Annotated in this window: 21 protein-coding genes and 1 pseudogene; 13 read left to right on the plus strand and 9 right to left on the minus strand. The window is 72.6% G+C overall.

The features are described from left to right. The first annotated feature begins 236 nt into the window (after positions 1-236). The 4 genes from V1L54_RS01985 (at position 237) to era (ending at position 3102) form a co-directional block, all read left to right on the plus strand. The gene (locus V1L54_RS01985; RefSeq protein ID WP_330116028.1) at positions 237-833 is read left to right on the plus strand and encodes a hypothetical protein; all 597 of its coding nucleotides are present in this window, start codon (positions 237-239) and stop codon (positions 831-833) included. Positions 834-921: 88 nt separating this feature from the next. After that, the gene (locus V1L54_RS01990) at positions 922-1542 is read left to right on the plus strand and encodes a hypothetical protein (RefSeq protein ID WP_330116029.1); all 621 of its coding nucleotides are present in this window, start codon (positions 922-924) and stop codon (positions 1540-1542) included. Between the two features lie 76 nt (positions 1543-1618). After that, a complete protein-coding gene (locus V1L54_RS01995; RefSeq protein WP_443076435.1) occupies positions 1619-1984 on the plus strand; it encodes a cytidine deaminase-like protein in 366 nt (121 codons plus the stop codon). Between the two features lie 146 nt (positions 1985-2130). Continuing rightward, positions 2131-3102, plus strand: a complete 972-nt coding sequence (era, locus tag V1L54_RS02000) for a GTPase Era (protein ID WP_330116031.1) — start codon at positions 2131-2133, stop codon at positions 3100-3102. Positions 3103-3243: 141 nt separating this feature from the next. Here the strand turns inward: era and V1L54_RS02005 are convergent, their stop codons facing one another. Continuing rightward, complete coding sequence (locus V1L54_RS02005) at positions 3244-4896, minus strand: MDR family MFS transporter (protein WP_330116032.1); 1653 nt, start codon at positions 4894-4896, stop codon at positions 3244-3246. A gap of 152 nt (positions 4897-5048) precedes the next feature. Further along, the gene (locus V1L54_RS02010) at positions 5049-5684 is read right to left on the minus strand and encodes a TetR/AcrR family transcriptional regulator (RefSeq protein ID WP_330116033.1); all 636 of its coding nucleotides are present in this window, start codon (positions 5682-5684) and stop codon (positions 5049-5051) included. 292 nt (positions 5685-5976) lie between these two features. Here V1L54_RS02010 and leuA point away from each other — a divergent pair, with 292 nt between their 5' ends. Then, positions 5977-7743, plus strand: coding sequence for a 2-isopropylmalate synthase (gene leuA / locus V1L54_RS02015; protein ID WP_330116034.1), 1767 nt, complete (start codon positions 5977-5979; stop codon positions 7741-7743). A gap of 84 nt (positions 7744-7827) precedes the next feature. Here leuA and V1L54_RS02020 read toward each other — a convergent pair whose 3' ends face one another. Further along, positions 7828-8265: a GDSL-type esterase/lipase family protein gene (locus tag V1L54_RS02020; RefSeq protein ID WP_330116035.1), complete on the minus strand. Its 438-nt coding sequence runs from the start codon at positions 8263-8265 to the stop codon at positions 7828-7830. 316 nt (positions 8266-8581) lie between these two features. Between V1L54_RS02020 and V1L54_RS02025 the strand changes: the two are divergent. The 5 genes and pseudogenes from V1L54_RS02025 (at position 8582) to V1L54_RS02045 (ending at position 12141) form a co-directional block, all read left to right on the plus strand. Beyond that, positions 8582-9348: pseudogene (locus V1L54_RS02025) on the plus strand (helix-turn-helix domain-containing protein). Further along, on the plus strand, positions 9284-9499 hold the full coding sequence (locus V1L54_RS02030; RefSeq protein ID WP_443076436.1) for a DUF397 domain-containing protein: 216 nt from the start codon (positions 9284-9286) through the stop codon (positions 9497-9499). The pseudogene V1L54_RS02025 and the gene V1L54_RS02030 overlap by 65 nt, the downstream one beginning before the upstream one ends. Positions 9500-9631: 132 nt before the next feature. Next, a complete protein-coding gene (locus tag V1L54_RS02035) occupies positions 9632-10384 on the plus strand; it encodes a TerB family tellurite resistance protein (RefSeq protein ID WP_330116037.1) in 753 nt (250 codons plus the stop codon). Positions 10385-10442: 58 nt separating this feature from the next. Beyond that, complete coding sequence (recO, locus tag V1L54_RS02040) at positions 10443-11192, plus strand: DNA repair protein RecO (protein ID WP_330116038.1); 750 nt, start codon at positions 10443-10445, stop codon at positions 11190-11192. A 94-nt stretch (positions 11193-11286) separates the two neighbouring features. Next, positions 11287-12141, plus strand: a complete 855-nt coding sequence (locus V1L54_RS02045) for an isoprenyl transferase (protein ID WP_330116039.1) — start codon at positions 11287-11289, stop codon at positions 12139-12141. A 75-nt stretch (positions 12142-12216) separates the two neighbouring features. On the opposite strand, the gene V1L54_RS02050 is transcribed toward V1L54_RS02045, so the two are convergent. The 4 genes from V1L54_RS02050 to V1L54_RS02065 form a co-directional block, all read right to left on the minus strand. After that, positions 12217-12639, minus strand: coding sequence for a Fur family transcriptional regulator (locus tag V1L54_RS02050; protein ID WP_330116133.1), 423 nt, complete (start codon positions 12637-12639; stop codon positions 12217-12219). Positions 12640-12770: 131 nt separating this feature from the next. Next, entirely contained in the window at positions 12771-13691 is a 921-nt protein-coding gene (locus tag V1L54_RS02055) for a metal ABC transporter permease (protein WP_330116040.1), read from the minus strand. Then, positions 13688-14449, minus strand: a complete 762-nt coding sequence (locus tag V1L54_RS02060; RefSeq protein WP_330116041.1) for a metal ABC transporter ATP-binding protein — start codon at positions 14447-14449, stop codon at positions 13688-13690. The genes V1L54_RS02055 and V1L54_RS02060 overlap by 4 nt, the downstream gene beginning before the upstream one ends. Positions 14450-14487: 38 nt before the next feature. Further along, on the minus strand, positions 14488-15510 hold the full coding sequence (locus tag V1L54_RS02065; RefSeq protein ID WP_330116042.1) for a metal ABC transporter substrate-binding protein: 1023 nt from the start codon (positions 15508-15510) through the stop codon (positions 14488-14490). Between the two features lie 208 nt (positions 15511-15718). Between V1L54_RS02065 and V1L54_RS02070 the strand changes: the two genes are divergently transcribed. Continuing rightward, complete coding sequence (locus tag V1L54_RS02070; RefSeq protein ID WP_330116043.1) at positions 15719-17101, plus strand: glycine--tRNA ligase; 1383 nt, start codon at positions 15719-15721, stop codon at positions 17099-17101. Between the two features lie 89 nt (positions 17102-17190). Here V1L54_RS02070 and V1L54_RS02075 read toward each other — a convergent pair whose 3' ends face one another. Both V1L54_RS02075 and V1L54_RS02080 read right to left on the minus strand, forming a co-directional pair. Continuing rightward, positions 17191-17616 carry an SSI family serine proteinase inhibitor gene (locus V1L54_RS02075; protein ID WP_330116044.1) on the minus strand — a complete coding sequence of 142 codons (426 nt, stop codon included), beginning with the start codon at positions 17614-17616 and terminating at the stop codon, positions 17191-17193. 288 nt (positions 17617-17904) lie between these two features. Continuing rightward, positions 17905-18333: an SSI family serine proteinase inhibitor gene (locus V1L54_RS02080; RefSeq protein ID WP_330116045.1), complete on the minus strand. Its 429-nt coding sequence runs from the start codon at positions 18331-18333 to the stop codon at positions 17905-17907. Positions 18334-18622: 289 nt separating this feature from the next. On the opposite strand from V1L54_RS02080, the gene V1L54_RS02085 reads away from it, so the two are divergent. Then, positions 18623-18922, plus strand: a complete 300-nt coding sequence (locus tag V1L54_RS02085) for a hypothetical protein (RefSeq protein WP_330116046.1) — start codon at positions 18623-18625, stop codon at positions 18920-18922. Positions 18923-19029: 107 nt separating this feature from the next. After that, on the plus strand, positions 19030-20160 hold the full coding sequence (gene dusB, locus V1L54_RS02090) for a tRNA dihydrouridine synthase DusB (protein WP_330116047.1): 1131 nt from the start codon (positions 19030-19032) through the stop codon (positions 20158-20160). The last annotated feature ends 233 nt before the right edge of the window (positions 20161-20393 follow it).

Below are 20393 nucleotides of genomic sequence, written 5' to 3' on the forward strand. Positions count from 1 at the left end.
CCGCTCCGCTCCCACCACGCGCCACACCGTCACACGCGTCCCCAACCGCCCCGCCGGCCGTACCGGCGGGGCGGTCTCGCGCCTCCCACATTTCCGGGCACGCCGGAGCGGGGGCAGGCGCCCGACCAGGGTTTCGGAAATCGATCGCGGGCAATAACGGGCATCCTGTTTCGCCCCGGCGGATCCGAGTAAGGAGGACCACCGCACATCGCTCCCGATGAACCGAGCAATCGCGCATGGTGAGAAGAACAGCCCGCAGGACCCGTACCGCGGCGGCGGTGTTCGCGGCGGCCGGTGCCGTCGCGGCGGCCCCCGTCCAGGCCGTCGCCGCCCCGCAGGAGGCGCCCCGGGACGGTGCCCGGCACTGCATCGCGGACCTCCGCACCGGGGCACAGGAGTGCTTCGGGACCTTCACCGAGGCCGTCGAAGCGGCCTCCGGCGGCCGCATCGACGACGCTCCCGCCTCCGCGCGGAGCGCCGTCCAGGACCCGGCGTTCCGGCAGCGGACGAAGGAACTGGCCACGTCCGCCGAGACCGCCCGGAACGACGACCTCATCCAGGGGACGCTCTTCGAGCACGAGAACTACGGCGGCGCCACCTTCACCGTCTACGGCGAGGCGCCCTGCCCGGACAACGGCAAGGTCGACTACAGCATCGACCTGCCGGACGACTGGAAGGACATCATCACCTCCGTGCAGCCGTGGGCGAACTGCTGGATCTGGCTCTACCCCGAGCCCGGGCTGAACGGCGACCGGGACGGTCCGTTCAAGGAGAACACTCCCCACGTCGGGTCGTTCATGAACGACCGCACCGAATCCGTCGGATTCAGCTGACCGCCGGGCGCCCCGCGCCCGCTCCCCGCGGCGCCCGTCCGACTCCGGGCGCGCCGCAGGCCATCCCCCACAACGTATGGAGTCACCGATGACCGGAAGAGTTCGTCCTACGGTCCTGCTCGCGGCGATCGCGACCGCCGCCGCCACGGCCCTGGTGCCGACCACAGCCCACGCCGACCACGGCGAGAACCCGACCATCCGCCAGCTCCTCGACAAGTGCAACAACGGCACCGACAGGTGCGTCTTCCACCCCGACGGCCCGCCGGAGACCTACATGGGCCCGACCCGCCGGGTCGGCGAGGAGGTGTACAACTGCACCTCCGATCCCCAGCGGTTCTCCGTGGGCTGGTCGGACACCGTCGGCGAGTCGAACAGCGTCGGGGTCTCGCTGAGCACCGAGGCCGGCTTCGCCGAGGTCTTCAAGGTCAGCCTCGAGGTCAGCTACAACCACACCTGGTCCAGCTCCCAGACCAAGAGCCAGAGCACCTGGGTCGAGGTGCGCCCCGGTGAGATCGGCTGGGTGACCCGCGCGGCCGAGATGCAGCGTGTCAGCGGACGGTACGAGATGAACTTCCCGGACCGCTACTACGGCCACTACTACTGGTACGCGCCGTTCACCGCGGAGGGCCCGGCGCCCAGCGGGCGCGACACCATAGCCCAGCACACCCGGCCGATGACGGACCGGGAGAGGTCGCAGCGCTGCGGCTGACCCCCGCTCCCGGCCCGGCGTCCCCGTCCGGACGGACGAGTCCGGACGGGGACGCCCCCGGTACGGCCGACCGCATATGCTCACCCCCATGAGCGAAGCCGCCGGCCTGGACCCCGAAGACCGCAAGATCATCACCCTCGCCCGCAGCACGCGGGCCCGCAACGGCGTGCCCGAGGGGGCGGCCGTACGGGACGAGACCGGACGCACCTACGTGGCCGGCACCGTCGCGCTGAAGTCGCTCAGACTCAGCGCCCTGCAGACCGCGGTGGCCATGGCGGTGGCGTCCGGTGCCAAGTCGCTGGAGGCCGCGGCGGTGGTCTCCGAGGTGCCCGCCGTACCCTCCGCGGACCTGGCCGCCGTCCACGAGCTGGGCGGGCCGGCCACCCCCGTACTCCTCGCTGGCCCGGACGGCGCGGTGCGCTCCACCGTCACGGCCGGCTGACCGGCCGGTGCCGGGGGCGGCGGGTCCCCTCCGGGGCGAACGCCCCCCGCCCCGCGGGCGGTCCGGTGGCGTCCCGGTGACTCCGGCCGCCTCCGGACCGGCACCGCGCCCCGGCCCGGTCCGGGAGACCCGGGGAATCGGGGAGAATGACCCCCATGAGCGACCCCTCCCCCTCCCTCCGGCCCGACTCCCCGGCGGAGCCCGCACCGCACCGGGCGGGTTTCGCGTGCTTCGTCGGCCGCCCCAACGCGGGCAAGTCGACCCTCACCAACGCCCTGGTGGGAACGAAGGTCGCGATCACCTCCAACCGCCCCCAGACCACCCGCCACACGGTGCGCGGCATCGTCCACCGGCCCGACGCGCAGCTGGTGCTGGTGGACACCCCCGGCCTGCACAAACCGCGCACCCTGCTCGGCGAGCGGCTCAACGACGTGGTGCGCACCACCTGGGCCGAGGTCGACGTGATCGGCTTCTGCCTGCCCGCCGACCAGCGGATCGGCCCCGGCGACCGGTACATCGCCAAGGAGCTGGCGGCCATGCGGCGCACCCCGAAGGTCGCGGTGGTCACCAAGACCGATCTGGTGGACTCCAAGGCCCTGGCCGAGCAGCTCGTGTCCGTCGACCGGCTGGGCAGGGAGCTGGGCTTCGAGTGGGCCGAGATCGTGCCCGTCTCGGCCACCGCCGGCGACCAGGTGGGCCTGCTGGCCGACCTGCTCGTCCCGCTCCTCCCCGAGGGGCCGCAGCTCTACCCGGACGGCGACCTGACCGACGAGCCCGAGCAGGTCATGGTCGCCGAGCTGATCCGCGAGGCCGCGCTGGAGGGCGTACGCGACGAACTGCCGCACTCCATCGCCGTGGTGGTGGAGGAAATGGGGCCGCGCGAGGGCCGTCCGGCGGACCGGCCGCTGCTGGACATCCACGCCAACGTGTTCATCGAGCGGCCCAGCCAGAAGGGCATCGTCATCGGGCCGAAGGGCAGCCGTCTGAAGGAGGTCGGCACCAAGTCCCGCAAGCAGATCGAGGCCCTGCTCGGCACGCCCGTCTATCTCGACCTGCACGTCAAGATCGCCAAGGACTGGCAGCGCGACCCCAAGCAGCTGCGCAGGCTCGGCTTCTGACAGCGCGTCGGCCAGGACCCGCGGGGCGGGCCCCGGCCGGTGCGCCGCCGGTGGCCGGCCACTCCCGGCCCGCACACGCGGACGTACGTACCCCGCCGCCGTCCGCGCGGTGTGCGGACGGCGGCGGGCCGGGCGCTCCGGTCAGGCCCGGGCCGGCTCGGCGGTCTCCGTCTCGCCGGCCGGTTCTGGCGCGGCACCCGCACCGGCACCGGCACCGGCATCGGCATCGGCGCCGAGCTCCACACCGGGTTCGGCACCGGTGTCGGTGTTGCTGTTGGACAGCACCTTCTCCGGCAGCAGGAAGGCCAGCACCAGGCTGACGAGGAACAGCGGCAGCAGATAGCCGAAGACCGGTGTCAGCGCGTGCTGGTACGAGGCCACCACCGCGTCCCGCACCGGTTCGGGCAGTGCGCGGACCAGGGCCGGGGTGAGGGACTCGGGGTCGCCCACGGCCCCGGCCGCCTCCGGCGGGATCCGCTCGGCGAGCTGGTCGCTCAGCCGGTGGGTGAAGACCGCGCCGACCGCCGCGGTGCCCAGGGTGGCGCCGATCTCGCGGAAGAAGTTGTTCGCGGAGGTGGCGGTGCCCACGTCCGAGACGGGGAAGGCGTTCTGCACGGCCAGCACGAGGTTCTGGATCATCATGCCCATTCCGGCGCCGAGCAGGAAGAAGTACCCGCACAGCACGGGCAGCGGGGTGTCCACCTCCAGCGTGGACATCAGCACCACCGTGACGCTCATCACGGCCACTCCGAGGATCGGGTAGATCTTGTAGCGGCCGGTGCGGCTGATCAGATGTCCGGAGGGCACCGCGGTGCCCATGATGCCGACGACCATGGGGATCAGCAGCAGCCCGGACTCGGTGGCGCCGACCCCGTAGACCATCTGCAGGTAGGTGGGCATGTAGCCGATGACGGCGAACATGCCGACGCCGATGGAGATCAGGCCGATCAGGGTGGCGATGTTGAAGATCCGGCTGCGGAACAGCCGCAGCGGGATGAGCGGTTCGGTGGCCCGGCCCTGGACGAGGAAGAACAGCACCCAGGCGGCGACCCCGCCGGCGGCGAGCCCCAGGATCAGCGGATCGGACCAGGCGTAGTCGGTGCCGCCGAAGTCGGCGACCAGCACCGTGCAGGTGACGGCCGCGGCCATCAGCACGAACCCGGCCCAGTCGAAGGAGACCTTCACGGCGCGGCGCGGCAGCCGCAGCGCGAACGCGCAGACGGCCAGCGCCAGGAAGCCCAGCGGAAGGTTGATCCAGAAGGCCCAGCGCCAGTCGTGGTGGTCGGTGAACCAGCCGCCCAGCAGCGGGCCCGCGACCGCGGAGAGGCCGAAGACGGCGCCCATGGGGGCCATGTACTTCGCGCGCTGCCGCGGCGGCACCAGATCGGCGACGATCGCCTGTGAGGTGATCATGAGGCCGCCGCCGCCCAGCCCCTGGATCGCCCGGCCGGTGATCAGGGTGCCCATGTCCTGGGCGATGCCGCCCACCACCGAGCCGGCGATGAAGACGGCGATCGCGGACAGGAACAGGCGCTTGCGGCCGACCAGGTCGCCCAGCCGCCCGTAGACGGGCATGGCGACGGTGGCGGCGAGGATGTAGGCGGTGGTCACCCACGCCATGTGGCTCACACCGCTGAGCTCCCCGACGATCGTGGGCAGCGCGGTGGCGACGATCGTCTGGTCGAGCGAGGCCAGCAGCATGGTGACCATCAGGCCCGCGAATATCAGGCCGAAGTGGGGAGGCAGAGCCGGTGGTGCCGGCTCCTCGTGCTCCGCCGGGGCGGCGTCGGACATCGGTACTCCAGGGAGGGACGGTGCGGGAACGTTCCGGGCGGCGGACGAGGACACCCGCGCGGAACACGGACGGGGAGGACAGCGGGGAGAGGAGCCGTACGGCGGAGCCCGTACGGGAGCCCGGGCCGGCGGGGGCTACGGGCCCCGGCGCCTCAGGGGGTCAGCAGGGTGCGCAGCAGCGCCGCCGAGCGTTCGACGTACGGCACCGGGGAGTCGTCGCTCCGCGGGGCCGCGCTCTTCCAGCGCTCCAGACCGGTGCGGACGGCGGCCATGGCCAGGGCGGCGATGAGGGCGGCCGGCTCGTCTGGCTCACCGGGCCCGCCGTCCGTACCGCTCACTCCGCCGCCCAGCCGCCGGGCCACGGCCCCGGCCAGTGTGCGCTGGAAGTCGTCCAGCTGGGCCAGGAACGCGGCCGCCACCCCCGGGGTGGTGCGGCTGATCTCCATGACCGCGTGCAGTTCGGCCCGGAGCGGCGGATTCTCCGCCAGGTCGGCCGTGATCAGGGCGGCCAGCTCGGCCAGTACCTGGCGCGGCTCGGCCGGGCCGGCCGCGGCGAACGCCTCCAGGGCCCGCGGGTCCGGGCCGACCGGTCCCCGGGTGACGGCGGCCTCCTTGCTGCCGAAGTAGTTGAAGAAGGTCCGCGGCGAGACACCGGCCTCCTCGCTGATCATCTCCACGGTGACCTTGTCGAAGCCGTGCGCCAGGGCCAGTCGCAGCGCCGCGGAGTGGATGCTCCGCCGCGTCTCGCGCCGTCTGCGCTCACGGAGTCCTTCGGCCGGTTTCACCATGGACGTATTCTTGCACACGCTGCAAAATGTGCACGGCATGCATGATTCAGCTCTCAAGGGAGAGCGGGCACGGGAGGACAGGACTTCTCGCATGCTGATACATGCCGCTGTACGCCCCCGGCCTCGGTTACGCTGACCCGGTCATGCGTTTCGGGCTGCTCCTCCTTAGCTGCCGCGGCGAGGGCCTGTAGTCATACGGCCGACCCCCTCCCCGCGGAGTTCGGTGTTGCCGTCGTCGGCCCCGTCCACAGCCACTGAAGCCACTCTCCGCCACCCAGGAGCCAAGCCCGCCATGAGTGATTCCCCCTCCCGTATCGGCCGACCCACGCCCGTCACCGCGGCGACCGTCGCCCAGCAGCCGTCCGGCATGCCGATCCACCGCTACCGCGGCTACGAGGCCGTCGACCTGCCCGACCGCACCTGGCCCGACAAGCGCATCACCGCCGCACCCCGCTGGCTGTCCACCGACCTGCGCGACGGCAACCAGGCACTGATCGACCCGATGTCCCCGGCTCGCAAGCGGGCGATGTTCGACCTGCTGGTACGCATGGGCTACAAGGAGATCGAAGTCGGCTTCCCCGCCTCCGGCCAGACCGACTTCGACTTCGTGCGCTCGATCATCGAGGAGGGCGCGATCCCCGAGGACGTGACGATCTCGGTGCTGACCCAGGCCCGTGAGGACCTGATCGAGCGCACCGTGCAGTCCCTGGCCGGTGCCCACCGCGCCACCGTCCACCTCTACAACGCCACCGCGCCGGTCTTCCGCCGGGTGGTCTTCCGCGGCTCGAAGGACGACATCCGGCAGATCGCGGTGGACGGCACCCGGCTGGTGATGGAGTACGCCGAGAAGCTGCTGGGGGACGAGACGGCCTTCGGCTACCAGTACAGCCCGGAGATCTTCACCGACACCGAGCTGGACTTCGCCCTGGAGGTCTGCGAGTCCGTCATGGACGTCTGGCAGCCCGAGGAGGGCCGCGAGATCATCCTCAACCTGCCGGCCACCGTCGAGCGCTCCACGCCGTCCACCCACGCCGACCGCTTCGAGTGGATGTCGCGGAACCTGTCCCGGCGCGAGTTCGTCTGCCTGTCCACCCACCCCCACAACGACCGCGGCACCGCCGTGGCCGCCGCCGAACTGGCGGTGATGGCGGGCGCGGACCGGGTGGAGGGCTGCCTGTTCGGACAGGGCGAGCGCACCGGCAACGTGGACCTGGTCACGCTGGGGATGAACCTGTTCAGCCAGGGCATCGACCCGCGGATCGACTTCAGCCGGATCGACGAGATCCGCCGCACCGCCGAGTACTGCAACCAGATGGAGATCCACCCGCGCCACCCGTACGCGGGCGACCTGGTCTACACCTCCTTCTCCGGCTCCCACCAGGACGCCATCAAGAAGGGCTTCGAGGCGATGGAGGCCACCGCCGCCGAGCGGGGGAAGGCGGTGGAGGAGATCGAGTGGGAGGTGCCGTACCTGCCCATCGACCCCAAGGACGTCGGCCGCTCCTACGAGGCGGTCATCCGCGTCAACTCCCAGTCCGGCAAGGGCGGCGTCGCCTACGTGCTGAAGAACGAGCACAAGCTGGACCTGCCGCGCCGGATGCAGATCGAGTTCTCCAGGATCATCCAGGCGAAGACCGACGCCGAGGGCGGCGAGGTCACCCCGCGGCAGATCTGGGACATCTTCCGCGACGAGTACCTGCCCAACCCGGACAACCCCTGGGGCCGCATCCAGGTCCGCACCGGCCAGACCACCACCGACACCGACGGCGTGGACACCCTCACCGTCGAGGCGGCCGTCGACGGCACCGAGACCGTGCTGTCCGGCACCGGCAACGGCCCGATCTCCGCCTTCTTCGACGCGCTGGCCAGGACCGGCATCGACGCCCGGCTGCTGGACTACCAGGAGCACACCCTGAGCGAGGGCGCCTCCGCGCAGGCCGCCTCGTACATCGAGTGCGCCATCGAGGACAAGGTGCTGTGGGGCATCGGCATCGACCCCAACACCACCCGGGCCTCCCTGAAGGCGATCGTCTCCGCCGTCAACCGCGCCTACCGCTGACGCCCGTGTGACACGAGGCGACGCGGCCCGGCCGGGGGTGTTCCCGGCCGGGCCGCGCGCCGTCCGCCGGCGGTACGGAACGTGTCAGCGGTCCCCGGTACGGAATCCGGGGGACAGCACCTCCGCCAGGGCCTCCGCCGCCACCTGGTAGCCGGCGGCGGAGGGGTGGAAGCCGTCCGCGGCGAAGAACGCCGGGCGGTCGGCCGCCATCGCCCCCATCGGCAGGGGCACATGACGGATCCCGTACTCACGCGCCACCTTCACCAGCACCCGGTCCAGCTGCCGGGCCCGCAGACCGAGCACCGCCCGCAGCGGCTGCGGCAGCACGGGGAAGTCGTGCACCGGCGGCAGCCCGCAGAACGCGACGGGCACCTCGTCGCCCAGCCGGGCCCGCAGATCGGACATCAGCACCCGCAGCGCCCGCCGCCACCGGCCCAGCGAGCCCGGCCGCGTCAGCTCGTTGACGCCCAGGGAGACGACCACCGCACGGACCTGGAGCCGCGTACATGCTCTGTGCGGCACGGTGGGCGCGGTACGCGGAGCTCTCCCCGGCTCGGCCGTGCTGCGCCATGCTCCCGCGGGTGAAGAGGCGGGTGCCGGAGACCGGAACGGCGCCGGTGCCCAGCCCGCGCGTACCCCGGCCGGGTACGCGCTTGTACGCGTCTGTACGCGGTGCTGTACGCACGGCATGCCGTGACGGCGAGTGGCCCGGGCGGGTTGTTCCGTGAAGAGCAGCCTTGCGAAGGGGGGTGTCAGGATGGGAACACGGAGCGACTACGGGGCCACGACGCTCAAGTACTTCGGCAGCCAGGTGAAGCTGTTCCGCAACAAGCTGGGCATGTCGCGGGTGGAGCTCGGCACCGCGGTCGGCTATGCGAAGTCGACGATCGCCTCCATCGAGCAGGGGCGGCGGATGCCGCAGCCGAGGTTCGTCGAGCGCGCCGACGAGGTGCTGTGCGCGGACGGTGTGCTGCGGGCCGGACTGCCGTACCTGCTCCAGGCCCGGTACCCGGCGTGGTTCCAGGACTTCGCCCTGCTGGAGGCGGACGCGGCGAGCCTGTGCTCGTACGAGAGTCACGCGGTGCCGGGACTGCTGCAGACGGAGGAGCACGTGCGGGCTGTGGTCTCGGCGCGGTGCCTCCCGCTTGACGGCGAGGAGATCGACGAACGAGTCGCCGCCCGGCTCGACCGGCAGGAACTCCTGTACCGCAGGCCGATCTGCGTCCTGGGCTTCGTGATCGAAGAAGTCGTGCTGCGACATCCCATCGGGGGGAAGGAAGTGCACAGCTACGCAACGTCTCGCTTCAGGTCATGCCGACCGCGCGGGAGACGCACGCGGGTCTGGACGGTCCCTTCGTTCTGCTGGAGACCCCGGACGGCAAGAACCTGGCCTACTCGGAGGGACAGAGCGGCAGTTTCCTCGACTCAGAGCGGGAACGGGTGAGCGGGCTCACACAGCGGTACGGAATCCTCCGGACACAGGCTCTGTCCCCGGAAGAATCCGCACACCTCATCGAATCGAGCAGGCGGCAGGAGAGCTGTGAACTCCGAGCAGGGCATGGGAACCACCGGACCGGTGTGGTGCAAGAGCAGTTACAGCGGTAACGAGGGCGGCAACTGCGTCGAGGTCGCGACCGGCCCCGGCGCCGTGCGTGTACGTGACTCGAAGGACCTGAAGAGCGGCGTGCTCGCCTTCCCGCCCGAGTCCTGGAACGCGTTCCTCGACCGTACGGCACAGCGGCCTGCCAGGAAGTGAACTTCATGGGGGCCGCCCGGATCACCGGGCGGCCCCATGTGCATGCACGCGCCGGAGGCGGCGGAGCCGGGCCGCGCGGGGTGGCGCGAGCACCTTCCCGCCGGACGCGCAAGGGCCGGAAGGGACCGGCATATGTCCGACGAGGGTACTGACGGCACCTCACTACTGTGGTTAACATCACGCCACGCGGCAAAGGCGCTGGAGCGTGACGGAGGTACGGCGGTGGTGCACTCCCCGAACAGGGACGGCCGGAGACTGCGTCTGGCGGGCATCCGCACGGCATGGCGCACGGTCGACGACGGTGAGTTCTTCTGCCCGTCGTGCGGCGGCGACCGCAGCTACCGGCGCCGCACCGGACGCCGGCTGCTCGTCGTGCTGGGCGTCCCCGTCCTGCCGCGCGGCACGGCCGGGCCCGTGGTGGAGTGCGCCTCCTGCCGGGAGCACTTCGGCACCGACGCCCTCGACCACCCGACCACCACCCGGCTGGGCGGCATGCTCCGCGACGCCGTGCACACCGTCGCGCTGGCGGTGCTCGCCGTGGGCGGCTCCGAGTCACGGGCGACCCGCGAGGCGGCCGTGGAGGGCATCCGGACGGCCGGCTTCACCGGCTGCTCCGAGGAGCAGCTGGTCACCCTGCTGGCGGCGGTCGCCGCCGACAGCGTCACCATGGAGATGGAGCTGCACGAGGCGCTGGCCCCGCTCGCCCCGCACCTCGCCGCGCCCGGCCGCGAGAGCCTGCTGCTCCAGGGCGCCCGCGTCGCCCTCGCCGACGGCCCCTACACCCCCGCCGAGCGCCAGGTGCTGGTGGCCGTCGGACGGATCCTCCAGCTGTGCGAGGAGGACACCGCCCGGCTGCTGGACGCCGCCCGCACCACCCTCTCCTGAGCCTCCGGTCCGCCCCGGGCGCCCCCGCGGAGGGGAGCGGCTGAGGGAGAATGAGGGAATGAGCCTGTTCCGCGACGACGGCGTCGTCCTGCGCACCCAGAAGCTGGGCGAGGCCGACCGCATCATCACCCTGCTGACGCGCGGGCACGGCAGGGTGCGGGCGGTGGCGCGGGGGGTGCGGCGCACCAAGTCGAAGTTCGGCGCGCGGCTGGAGCCGTTCTCGCACGTCGACGTCCAGTTCTTCGCCCGCGGCAGCGAGCTGGTCGGCCGCGGGCTGCCGCTGTGCACCCAGACGGAGATCATCGCGCCGTACGGCCGGGAGATCGTCGCCGACTACGCCCGCTACACCGCCGGAACGGCCATGCTGGAGACGGCCGAGCGGTTCACCGACCACGAGGGCGAGCCGAACGTCCAGCAGTACCTGCTGCTGATCGGCGCGCTGCGCACCCTCGCCGCCGCGGCGCACCGCCCGGACCTGGTGCTGGACGCCTTCCTGCTGCGCTCCCTGGCCGTCGGCGGCTACGCGCCCAGCTTCGCCGACTGCGCCCGCTGCGGACTGCCCGGCCCCAACCGGTTCTTCTCCGTCGCCGCGGGCGGCGTGGTGTGCGCCGACTGCCGGGCCCCGGGCTGCGTCGTGCCCTCCCCGGAGGCGCTGCGGCTGCTGGGCGCGCTGCTGACGGGCGACTGGGCCACCGCCGACGCCGCCGAGACCCGGCACATACGGGAGGGCAGCGGGCTGGTCTCGGCCTATCTGCACTGGCACCTGGAGCGGGGGCTGCGCTCCCTGCGCTACGTCGAGAAGGGCTGAGCGGCTACGCTCCCGTTGTCCCCGCCCGCCGGGGCCCACCGAGTCCGTATCCGGCGCGGCCGCCGCGGCCCGCCCGACTGGAGATGAGAACCGCATGGCACGGCGCGGAATGCTGTCCCGGCAGCGTCGCGAGTACCTCGCCCCCGATCCGCACCCCTCCGGCGCGCGCCCGCCGGAGATCCCCGGTGAGCTGGTGCCGAACCATGTGGCGATCGTCATGGACGGCAACGGCCGCTGGGCCAAGCGGCGCGGCCTGCCCCGCACCGAGGGGCACAAGAGGGGCGAGGCCACCGTCCTGGAGGTCCTCAAGGGCTGTCTGGAGATGGGGGTCGGGAACCTCTCCCTGTACGCCTTCTCCACCGAGAACTGGCGGCGCTCCCCCGAGGAGGTCCGCTTCCTGATGAACTTCAACCGCGACGTCATCCGCCGCCGCCGGGACGAGATGGACGCCATGGGCATCCGCATCCGCTGGGTCGGCCGGATGCCCAAGCTGTGGAAGTCGGTCGTCCAGGAGCTCCAGGTGGCGCAGGAGCAGACCGTGGACAACGACGCCATGACGCTGTACTTCTGCGTCAACTACGGCGGCCGCGCGGAGATCGCCGACGCGGCGGCGGCCATCGCGGCGGACGTGCGGGCCGGGCGGCTGGACCCGTCGAAGGTGACGGAGAAGACGGTCGCGAAGTACCTGTACTACCCGGACATGCCGGACGTGGACCTCTTCGTGCGGCCCTCGGGCGAGCAGCGCACCTCCAACTACCTGATCTGGCAGAGCGCCTACGCCGAGATGGTCTTCCAGGACGTGCTGTGGCCGGACTTCGACCGGCGCCACCTGTGGGACGCCTGCCTGGAGTACGCCCGCCGCGACCGCCGCTTCGGCGGCGCGGAACCCAACCGGGTGCCCGGCCCCGGCGCCCCGGACACCCCCGGCACCCCGGACGCGGCGGTCTGAGCGGACCGGCCGGACACGGCGGCGGCCCCCCACCCGGCTGAGGTGCGGGGGCCGCCGTACGTCCCGCGGGCGCCGTCAGCGCTTGGCGCGGGCGGCGGCGCACTCGCCGCAGGTGCCGAAGATCTCGATGGTGTGGGCCACGTCCACGAAGCCGTGCTCCGCGGCGATCGCGTCGGCCCACCGCTCCACGGCGGGGCCCTCCACCTCCACGGCCCGGCCGCAGTGGCGGCACACCAGGTGGTGGTGGTGCTCGTCGCTGCTGCACCGGCGGTAGACGGCCTCGCCCTCGTCGGTGCGCAGCACGTCCACCTCGCCGGCGTCGGCCAGCGCCTGGAGGGTGCGGTAGACGGTGGTCAGTCCCACCGAGTCGCCGCGGTGCTTGAGCATGTCGTGCAGCTCCTGGGCGCTGCGGAACTCGTCGACCTCGCTGAGCGCCGCCGCCACAGCGGCGCGCTGCCGGGTCGACCGGCCGCGTACGGGGGGACCTGCGGTCGCCACCATTGCCTCCTCACGTCGGCGCTACGGCGCTGCCTCGCGTAGCTGATCGGCCATTGTGCCAGGTGCGGCGGTGCCGCCCGGCGGTGCCGCCCGGCGGTGCCGCCGGGCGAGCCCTCCGCCGGCGGTCCGGCTCACCGCACGACCGTAGCGCCCCCGGGTGCCTGCGGGCTCTCCTCCTGCTCCTCCCGCGCCTCCCGGCTGAGCACCGGCCCCTTCGGCGCCCTGCTCCCGGGCCGGGCACGGAGGCGGGCGAGCAGCGGGGCGAGCGTGGTGAGGACCGCGAACAGCGCGATGGCCAGCAGCACGATGGTGGCGCCGGGCGGTACGTCGGCGTAGAAGGAGGTGGCGGTGCCGGAGACGGCCACCAGCACCCCGGAGGTCACCGCCAGCGCCAGTGTGGTCGCGAAGCCGCGGGTGATCTGCTGGGCGGCGGCGACCGGGAGCACCATCAGGGCGCTCACCAGCAGCAGCCCCACCACCCGCATGGCCACGGTCACGGTGACCGCCGCGGTGACGGCCAGCAGCAGGTTGAGCAGCCGCACCGGCAGTCCGGTGACCCGGGCGAACTCCTCGTCCTGGCAGACCGCGAACAGCTGCCGCCGCAGCCCCAGACAGACCGCCAGCACCAGGACCGACAGCACCGTGATCGCCGTGAGGTCCCCGGGGGCGACGGTGGTGACGGAGCCGAAGAGCGGGGAGATCAGATCGGTGGTGGAGCCGCCCGGCGACAGGTTGATGATCATGACGCCGCCCGCCATGCCGCCGTAGAACAGCATCGCCAGGGCCACGTCGCCGCGCGTCCTGCCGTACCAGCGGATCAGCTCCATGGCGACCGAGCCGAGCGAGGCGACCGCCACGGCCGTCCACACCGGGCTGGTGTTCAGCAGGAAGCCCAGCGCCACACCGGTGAGGGCCACATGCCCGAGACCGTCGCCCATGATGGCCTGGCGGCGCTGGACGAGGTAGATGCCGACGGCCGGGGCGGCGACGCCGACCAGCAGCGCGGCGAGCAGCGCGCGCTGCATGAAGGGGTAGTCGAGGAGTTCGATCATGTCAGCAGTCCGGTCCGGGTCGGTTCGGCGTCCGTGTCGGCGTGCGGATGGCACGCCTGGTCGTGGAGGTGGACGGTGCCGTCCACCCGCTCGACCCGGCCCTCGTGGAGGACGACACTGCGGTCGATCAGCGGCGCCAGCGGCCCCAGCTCGTGCAGCACCAGCAGGACGGACACCCGGCGGGCGACCTGGTCGCGCAGCGCCTCGGCGAGGACGCGCTGGCTGAGCAGGTCCACCCCGGCGAGCGGCTCGTCCATGATCAGCAGATCGGGTTCGCAGGTCAGCGCGCGGGCTATCAGCACCCGCTGGTGCTGGCCGCCGGAGAGCGCCTCCACCGGGTCGCCGGCCCGGTCGGCCAGCCCGACCAGCTCCAGGGCCCGGTGCACGGCCGCCCGGTCGCCGCGGCCCAGCGGCCGCAGCCACCGGCCGGCCAGCCGCCCCGAGGAGACCACCTCGCGCACGGTCGCGGGGACCCCGGCGGCGGCGGTCGAGCGCTGCGGCACGTAGCCCACCCGCCGCCAGTCGCGGAAGCGCCGCAGCGGGGTGCCGAACAGTTCCAGCCCGCCGTCCGCCGGCACCTGGCCGACGGCGGCCCGCACCGTGGTCGACTTGCCCGAGCCGTTGGAGCCGAGCAGGGCGACGACCTCGCCGCGCGCCACCTCCAGATCGATGCCGCGCAGGACCTGCCGCCCGCCGAGCGAGGCGGTCACGCCCCGCAGGGACAGGGCCGGCGGTGCGGCGGTGGGCTCGTCTGCCATGGGTGCCTCCTCGGAGGGGTGGGCCGGGCCGGTCCGGGTCACCGGGCGCCGAGCGCCTTGCGCAGCGCCTGGAGGTTGGCCCGCATGATCTCCAGGTAGTCCTCGCCCCGGGAGTCGTCCGAGACGCCCTCCACCGGGTCCAGGACGTCGGTCCGCAGCTTCAGGTCGGCGGCGAGCGACTCGGCCGCCCCGCCCTCGGAGCCGGGCTCCAGGAAGACCGTGTCGACCCCGTCCTCCCCGACGACCGCGTGGAGCTCCTTCAGCCGGGCGCCGCTGGGGTCGGACTCGGGGTCGAGTCCGGCGATGGACTCCTCATGGAGACCATAGCGCTCGGCGAGGTAGCCGAAGGCGGCGTGGGTGGTGACGAAGGTGTCGGTCCGGCGGTTCTCCAGGCCCTTCCGGAAGTCGGCGTCGAGGTCGCGCAGCTTCCCGGCCAGTTCCCCGGCGTTCTCGCGGTAGTCGGCGGCGTGGTCCGGGTCGGCCTTCGCCAGGGCCTTGCCGACGCCCTCGGCCATCTCGGCGTACTTCACCGGGTCGAGCCAGACGTGCGGGTCGAGGGCGCCCTCGCCGTGCTCGTGGCCCTCGTGCTCCCCGCCGTGCTCCTCCTCGTGCCCGGTCTCGTGTTCGCCCTCGTGTCCGCCGTGCTCGCCGGCCTCCTCCTGGTGGGCCTCCTCCTCGTGCCCGCCGCCGTGCTCCACCAGTTCGGTGTACGAGCCGGCCTCGGCCACGTGCTCCGGCCCGGACTGCTCGACCGCCCGGTCCACGGCGGGCTGGAACCCCTTGAGGTAGACGACGAGGCCGGCCTCGCCCAGCTCGGCGGTCTGCCGGGGACTGATCTCCAGGTCGTGCGGCTCGACGCCGGGCTTGGTCAGCGGACTGACCGACACGTGCTCCCCGCCGATCTCCTCGGCGAGGAACTCCATCGGGTAGAACGCGGCGACGACCTTCATCCTGCCGCCCTCCTCCGCCGTACCGGTGCCGCAGGCGGTCAGGGCGAGGAGGCCCGCGGCGGCGCCGGCCAGTGCTCCCCGGGCGCGGCGGCGGTCTCCGGAGCGGGACATGCGGGATATGAGAGGGCGTTTCCGAGCGTTCATGACACTCATTTTCAGTCCAGATGGAAATGATTGTCAAACGTTGGAACGTTCTTCCGCAAGTGCCCTCCGGAGTGCCCGGCAGGGGCCCGCCCGAACCCCGGACCGATTTGGTCCGGGCACCGCTGTCCCCGGTAGCCTGAGGTGTTCCCGTCTGTCCTGTAACGAAGAGAGCAACGTGGCCGCCGACAAGATCGACACCATCGTCAGCCTCAGCAAGCGCCGTGGCTTCGTCTACCCCTGCAGCGAGATCTACGGCGGCCAGCGGGCCGCCTGGGACTACGGTCCGCTGGGCGTGGAGCTGAAGGAGAACATCAAGCGCCAGTGGTGGCGCTCCATGGTCACCTCGCGCGACGACGTGGTCGGCATCGACTCGTCGGTGATCCTGGCCTCCGAGGTGTGGGTGGCCTCCGGCCACGTCGCCACCTTCACCGACCCGCTGACCGAGTGCACCTCGTGCCACAAGCGGTTCCGGGCCGACCACCTGGAGGAGGCGTACGAGGCCAAGCACGGCCGCCTCCCCGCCGCCGGCCTGGCGGACGTCAACTGCCCCAACTGCGGCAACAAGGGCCAGTTCACCGAGCCCAAGCAGTTCTCCGGCCTGCTGTCCACGCACCTCGGCCCCACCCAGGACTCCGGTTCGGTCGCCTACCTCCGCCCGGAGACGGCGCAGGGCATCTTCACCAACTTCGCCCAGGTGCAGCAGACCTCGCGCCGCAAGCCGCCGTTCGGCATCGCGCAGATGGGCAAGTCCTTCCGGAACGAGATCACCCCGGGCAACTTCATCTTCCGCACCCGCGAGTTCGAGCAGATGGAGATGGAGTTCTTCGTCAAGCCGGGCGAGGACGAGAAGTGGCACGAGTACTGGATGGAGCAGCGCTGGAACTGGTACACCGGCCTGGGTCTCCGTGAGGAGAACATGCGCTGGTACGAGCACCCGGCGGAGAAGCTCTCCCACTACTCCAAGCGCACCGCCGACATCGAGTACCGCTTCCGCTTCGGCGGCGGCGAGTGGGGCGAGCTGGAGGGCGTGGCCAACCGCACCGACTACGACCTCAGCTCGCACTCCAAGGCCTCCGGCCAGGACCTGTCGTACTTCGACCAGGAGGCCGGCGAGCGCTGGACGCCGTACGTCATCGAGCCCGCGGCCGGTGTCGGCCGCACCATGCTGGCCTTCATGCTGGACTCCTACATCGAGGACGAGGCCCCCAACGCCAAGGGCAAGATGGAGAAGCGCGTCGTGATGCGCCTCGACCCGCGGCTGGCGCCGGTCAAGGTCGCCGTCCTGCCGCTGTCCCGCAACCCGCAGCTCTCGCCGAAGGCCAAGGGGCTGGCGGACGCGCTGCGGCAGCACTGGAACATCGAGTTCGACGACGCGGGCGCGATCGGCCGCCGCTACCGCCGCCAGGACGAGATCGGCACGCCGTTCTGCGTCACCGTCGACTTCGACACCCTCGACGACAACGCGGTGACCGTGCGCGAGCGCGACTCGATGAAGCAGGAGCGGGTCTCGCTCGACCAGGTCGAGTCCTACCTCGCGGGCCGGCTGCTCGGCTGCTGAGGGGACCACGGCACCGGGAACGCCGGGAGCCCCGGACCGCCGGCCGGCGGTCCGGGGCTCCTCCGCGTCGTGGGGCGGCCCGGGGCGGCTCAGAAGCGGAAGAGGAGGTCTGTTCCGACGGCGGCTTCGCAGCGGTTGGTGAACGTCGCCCGGTAGTTGACCTGCCGGCCGTGCCAGTGGCCCGTGGCGGTGGCGGTCACCGGGTCGTGCACGGCGGAGCAGAGCACGGGCAGGGGCTGGAGGAACCGGGGGTCCCCGTCGGCGGCGGCGAGCTTGTCGCAGGCGCTCTGCGGGGTGGGGTGGGTGCCCCCGGCGGGCTCACACTCCAGGGTGACGCTGACGGTCGGGTTGTTCCGGTCCGCGGACAGGGTCAGCTCCAGGGAGGACTTCGCGCCGGGGAGGATGTCGACGGTCCCGGCGGCGACGGCGGGAGCGACGGGCAGGACGAGCGCCGCCGCCGCGGCGGCGGCCACGGCCGCCACGCGCGACGGGTGTTTGCGGTTCTTGGTACGCATGGTGTCTGTGTCTCCTGTGGGCCGACGCCGTTGGGCGTCTCTGGCAGGGGGTGGGGGCGAGATTAACAGCGGAGATCGGCGGACTCGGCGCGTTCAGGAGGCGAAACAAGCCATTCCGGTGGCGCGAAGACGCAGCCGCGCTCCCACCTGCCGTCCGCCGCCGCGGACGGGGGGCCGCCGCGGGAGAGCCGCCCCGGCCGGTACGGGACCGGCCGCCCGCCGGGCCGGGGGAGCCGGGCGGGCGGCCGGAGAGGGGCAGGGCGGCGGCACCGGCGCCGTCCGGCGGCCTCAGGGCATGAAGACGAAGTTCGTGGCCACCATGGCGGCGCAGCCGTTGGTGAAGCTCCTCGAGTACGTGACCTTCTCGCCGAGCCAGGTGCCCTCGGCGGTGACGGTCACCGGGTCGTGGAGGGCGTGGCAGCCCATCATGCCGTTGGGGTCGATCTTGTTGAAGTCGCCGCCCGCCTGGGACAGCGTGGCGCAGGCGGTCACCGGGTCGGGGTGGTCGCCGCCGGGGGGCTGGCACTCCAGGGTGAACCGGGAGCCGGGGGCGAGCGTGCTCGCCGACATGGTCAGCACCAGCTGGGACCGGGCCTCGGGAACCGATTCGTCGGTCTCGGCGGCGGTGGCGGGGGCGATGGGCAGGACGAGTGCCGCCGCCGCTCCGGCGGTGGCTACGGCCGCCGTCCGTAACACGGCTCCGACGTTCTTCCGCATGTCTGCCTCCAGGCAGAATGGGAGCGCTCCCAGAGCGCTCCGGGTACGAGGTCGCGAAGAGGCTAGCAACGGCGGCCGCGGAAAGCGACGGTCCGTCAGAAACCGCATATGCGCGCCGGGAGCGAACGGGGGTCCGGGCGCCGGGCCGGACCCGTCGCGCGCACCTTGCCGGGATCCGGCAGTCCGGGTGGTTTTCACGCTGCTGCCATCGGCTCTGCCCCCGGACCCCCGAACACGTCAGGATCGGCGGGACACCGTACGGCGGGGAACCGGACGGAAAGGGGGAAGGATGCCCACGATCGGCACGGTCAGCGGCTACGGCCCGGACGGCCGCCTCCACGAGGTGCGCATCGTCCGCGGTCTCGGCCTCCGGCGCAGGGCCGGGCACACGCACCGCGTCCTCTGCCGCACCTGCGACGACCACTGGACGGTCCGGGGCCCGGTCCGCCCCGAGGCCGCGCGTCATCTCGCCGGGCACGGCGCGCGCGGCAGACGGCGGCAGCGGCTGAGCCCCGCGCCCTGGATCCTCGGGCTGATCGGGACGGCCGGATTCCTCATCACCCTCGTTCCGGCCCTCCTGGCGCACTGAGACGGACGGCGGGGGAGCGGGGACGGGGCGTCGCCGGGGCACGGACCGGATGGGGGACAATGGAGGGTCAGCCCCCCGCCCGAGCGACCACGAGGATGCCGCCGCCCATGACACAGCAGCTCGCCATCGGCCCGTACCCGGTCCGGCCGCCGGTGGTCCTCGCGCCGATGGCCGGGATCACCAACGCGCCGTTCCGGACGCTGTGCCGGGAGTTCAGCGGCGGCCGTGGGCTGTTCGTCAGCGAGATGATCACCACCCGGGCACTGGTCGAGCGGGACGCGAAGACCATGCGGCTCATCCGCTTCGACGCCACCGAACGGCCGCGCTCGATCCAGCTCTACGGGGTGGACCCGGCGACCGTCGGCAAGGCGGTGCGCATGATCGCCGACGAGGGCCTGGCCGACCACATCGACCTCAACTTCGGCTGCCCGGTCCCCAAGGTCACCCGCAAGGGCGGCGGCTCCGCGCTGCCCTACAAGCGTCCCCTGCTGCGGTCGATCCTGCGCGAGGCCGTCACCGGCGCGGGCGGGCTGCCGGTGACGATGAAGATGCGCAAGGGCATCGACGACGACCACCTCACCTATCTGGACGCCGGGCGCATCGCCGTGCAGGAGGGCGTCACCGCCGTCGCCCTGCACGGGCGCACCGCCGCCCAGCACTACGGCGGCACCGCCGACTGGGACGCCGTCGCCCGGCTGAAGGAGGCCGTGCCCGAGATCCCGGTACTGGGCAACGGCGACATCTGGTCGGCCGACGACGCGGTCCGGATGATGCGCGAGACCGGCTGCGACGGGGTCGTCGTCGGCCGCGGCTGCCTGGGCCGGCCCTGGCTCTTCGCCGATCTGGTGGCCGCCTGCGAGGGACGTCCCGAGCGGGTCCGGCCCACCCTGCGCGAGGTCGCGGCGGTGATGCTGCGGCACGCCCGGCTGCTGGGGGAGTGGCTGGAGGACGAGGCGCGCGGTGTGATCGACTTCCGCAAGCACGTCGCCTGGTACACCAAGGGCTTCCCGGTCGGCTCCGAGATGCGCCGGAGGCTGGCGGTGGCCTCCTCGCTCGCGGAGCTGGCGGACCTGCTGGGCGAGCTCGACCTGGACCAGCCCTGGCCCGAGGGGGCCGACGGCCCGCGCGGCCGCACCTCCGGCCGCAACCGGGTGGTGCTGCCCGACGGCTGGCTGGACGACCCGGAGGACTGCGCGGGCGTCTCGGTGGACGCCGAGCTGGACACCTCCGGGGGCTGACCCGCCGGAGACACCCGGACCCGCCGCCCGGGGCGGCCTCGGCGCGCCCTTCCGCGCACTCCGCGGCCCCGGCGCTCACCCGCCGGGTGGCTCCCGGTCCGTACGGGCACGGGCCGCGCCCGGTGCCGGCCCCGCCTCGCACTCGGGAGCCGTACCGCAGCCTGGTCCCCGGCCTCGCAAGGCGGACCGCGAGAATCCTGTACCCGGTGTGCGGCCGCGTGTGCGGCGGCGTG

Source organism: Streptomyces rubellus (genome assembly GCF_036323805.1).
Classification (GTDB): Bacteria; Actinomycetota; Actinomycetes; order Streptomycetales; family Streptomycetaceae; genus Streptomyces.

Coding starts and splice junctions, on each gene's coding strand:
- V1L54_RS01985 (WP_330116028.1), top strand. CDS start 237: ATGGTGAGAAGAACAGCCCGCAGGACCCGTACCGCGGCGGCGGTGTTC.
- V1L54_RS01990 (WP_330116029.1), top strand. CDS start 922: ATGACCGGAAGAGTTCGTCCTACGGTCCTGCTCGCGGCGATCGCGACC.
- V1L54_RS01995 (WP_443076435.1), top strand. CDS start 1,619: ATGCTCACCCCCATGAGCGAAGCCGCCGGCCTGGACCCCGAAGACCGC.
- era (WP_330116031.1), top strand. CDS start 2,131: ATGACCCCCATGAGCGACCCCTCCCCCTCCCTCCGGCCCGACTCCCCG.
- V1L54_RS02005 (WP_330116032.1), bottom strand. CDS start 4,896: ATGTCCGACGCCGCCCCGGCGGAGCACGAGGAGCCGGCACCACCGGCT.
- V1L54_RS02010 (WP_330116033.1), bottom strand. CDS start 5,684: ATGGTGAAACCGGCCGAAGGACTCCGTGAGCGCAGACGGCGCGAGACG.
- leuA (WP_330116034.1), top strand. CDS start 5,977: ATGAGTGATTCCCCCTCCCGTATCGGCCGACCCACGCCCGTCACCGCG.
- V1L54_RS02035 (WP_330116037.1), top strand. CDS start 9,632: ATGTCCGACGAGGGTACTGACGGCACCTCACTACTGTGGTTAACATCA.
- recO (WP_330116038.1), top strand. CDS start 10,443: ATGAGCCTGTTCCGCGACGACGGCGTCGTCCTGCGCACCCAGAAGCTG.
- V1L54_RS02045 (WP_330116039.1), top strand. CDS start 11,287: ATGGCACGGCGCGGAATGCTGTCCCGGCAGCGTCGCGAGTACCTCGCC.
- V1L54_RS02055 (WP_330116040.1), bottom strand. CDS start 13,691: ATGATCGAACTCCTCGACTACCCCTTCATGCAGCGCGCGCTGCTCGCC.
- V1L54_RS02060 (WP_330116041.1), bottom strand. CDS start 14,449: ATGGCAGACGAGCCCACCGCCGCACCGCCGGCCCTGTCCCTGCGGGGC.
- V1L54_RS02065 (WP_330116042.1), bottom strand. CDS start 15,510: ATGTCCCGCTCCGGAGACCGCCGCCGCGCCCGGGGAGCACTGGCCGGC.
- V1L54_RS02075 (WP_330116044.1), bottom strand. CDS start 17,616: ATGCGTACCAAGAACCGCAAACACCCGTCGCGCGTGGCGGCCGTGGCC.
- V1L54_RS02080 (WP_330116045.1), bottom strand. CDS start 18,333: ATGCGGAAGAACGTCGGAGCCGTGTTACGGACGGCGGCCGTAGCCACC.
- V1L54_RS02085 (WP_330116046.1), top strand. CDS start 18,623: ATGCCCACGATCGGCACGGTCAGCGGCTACGGCCCGGACGGCCGCCTC.
- dusB (WP_330116047.1), top strand. CDS start 19,030: ATGACACAGCAGCTCGCCATCGGCCCGTACCCGGTCCGGCCGCCGGTG.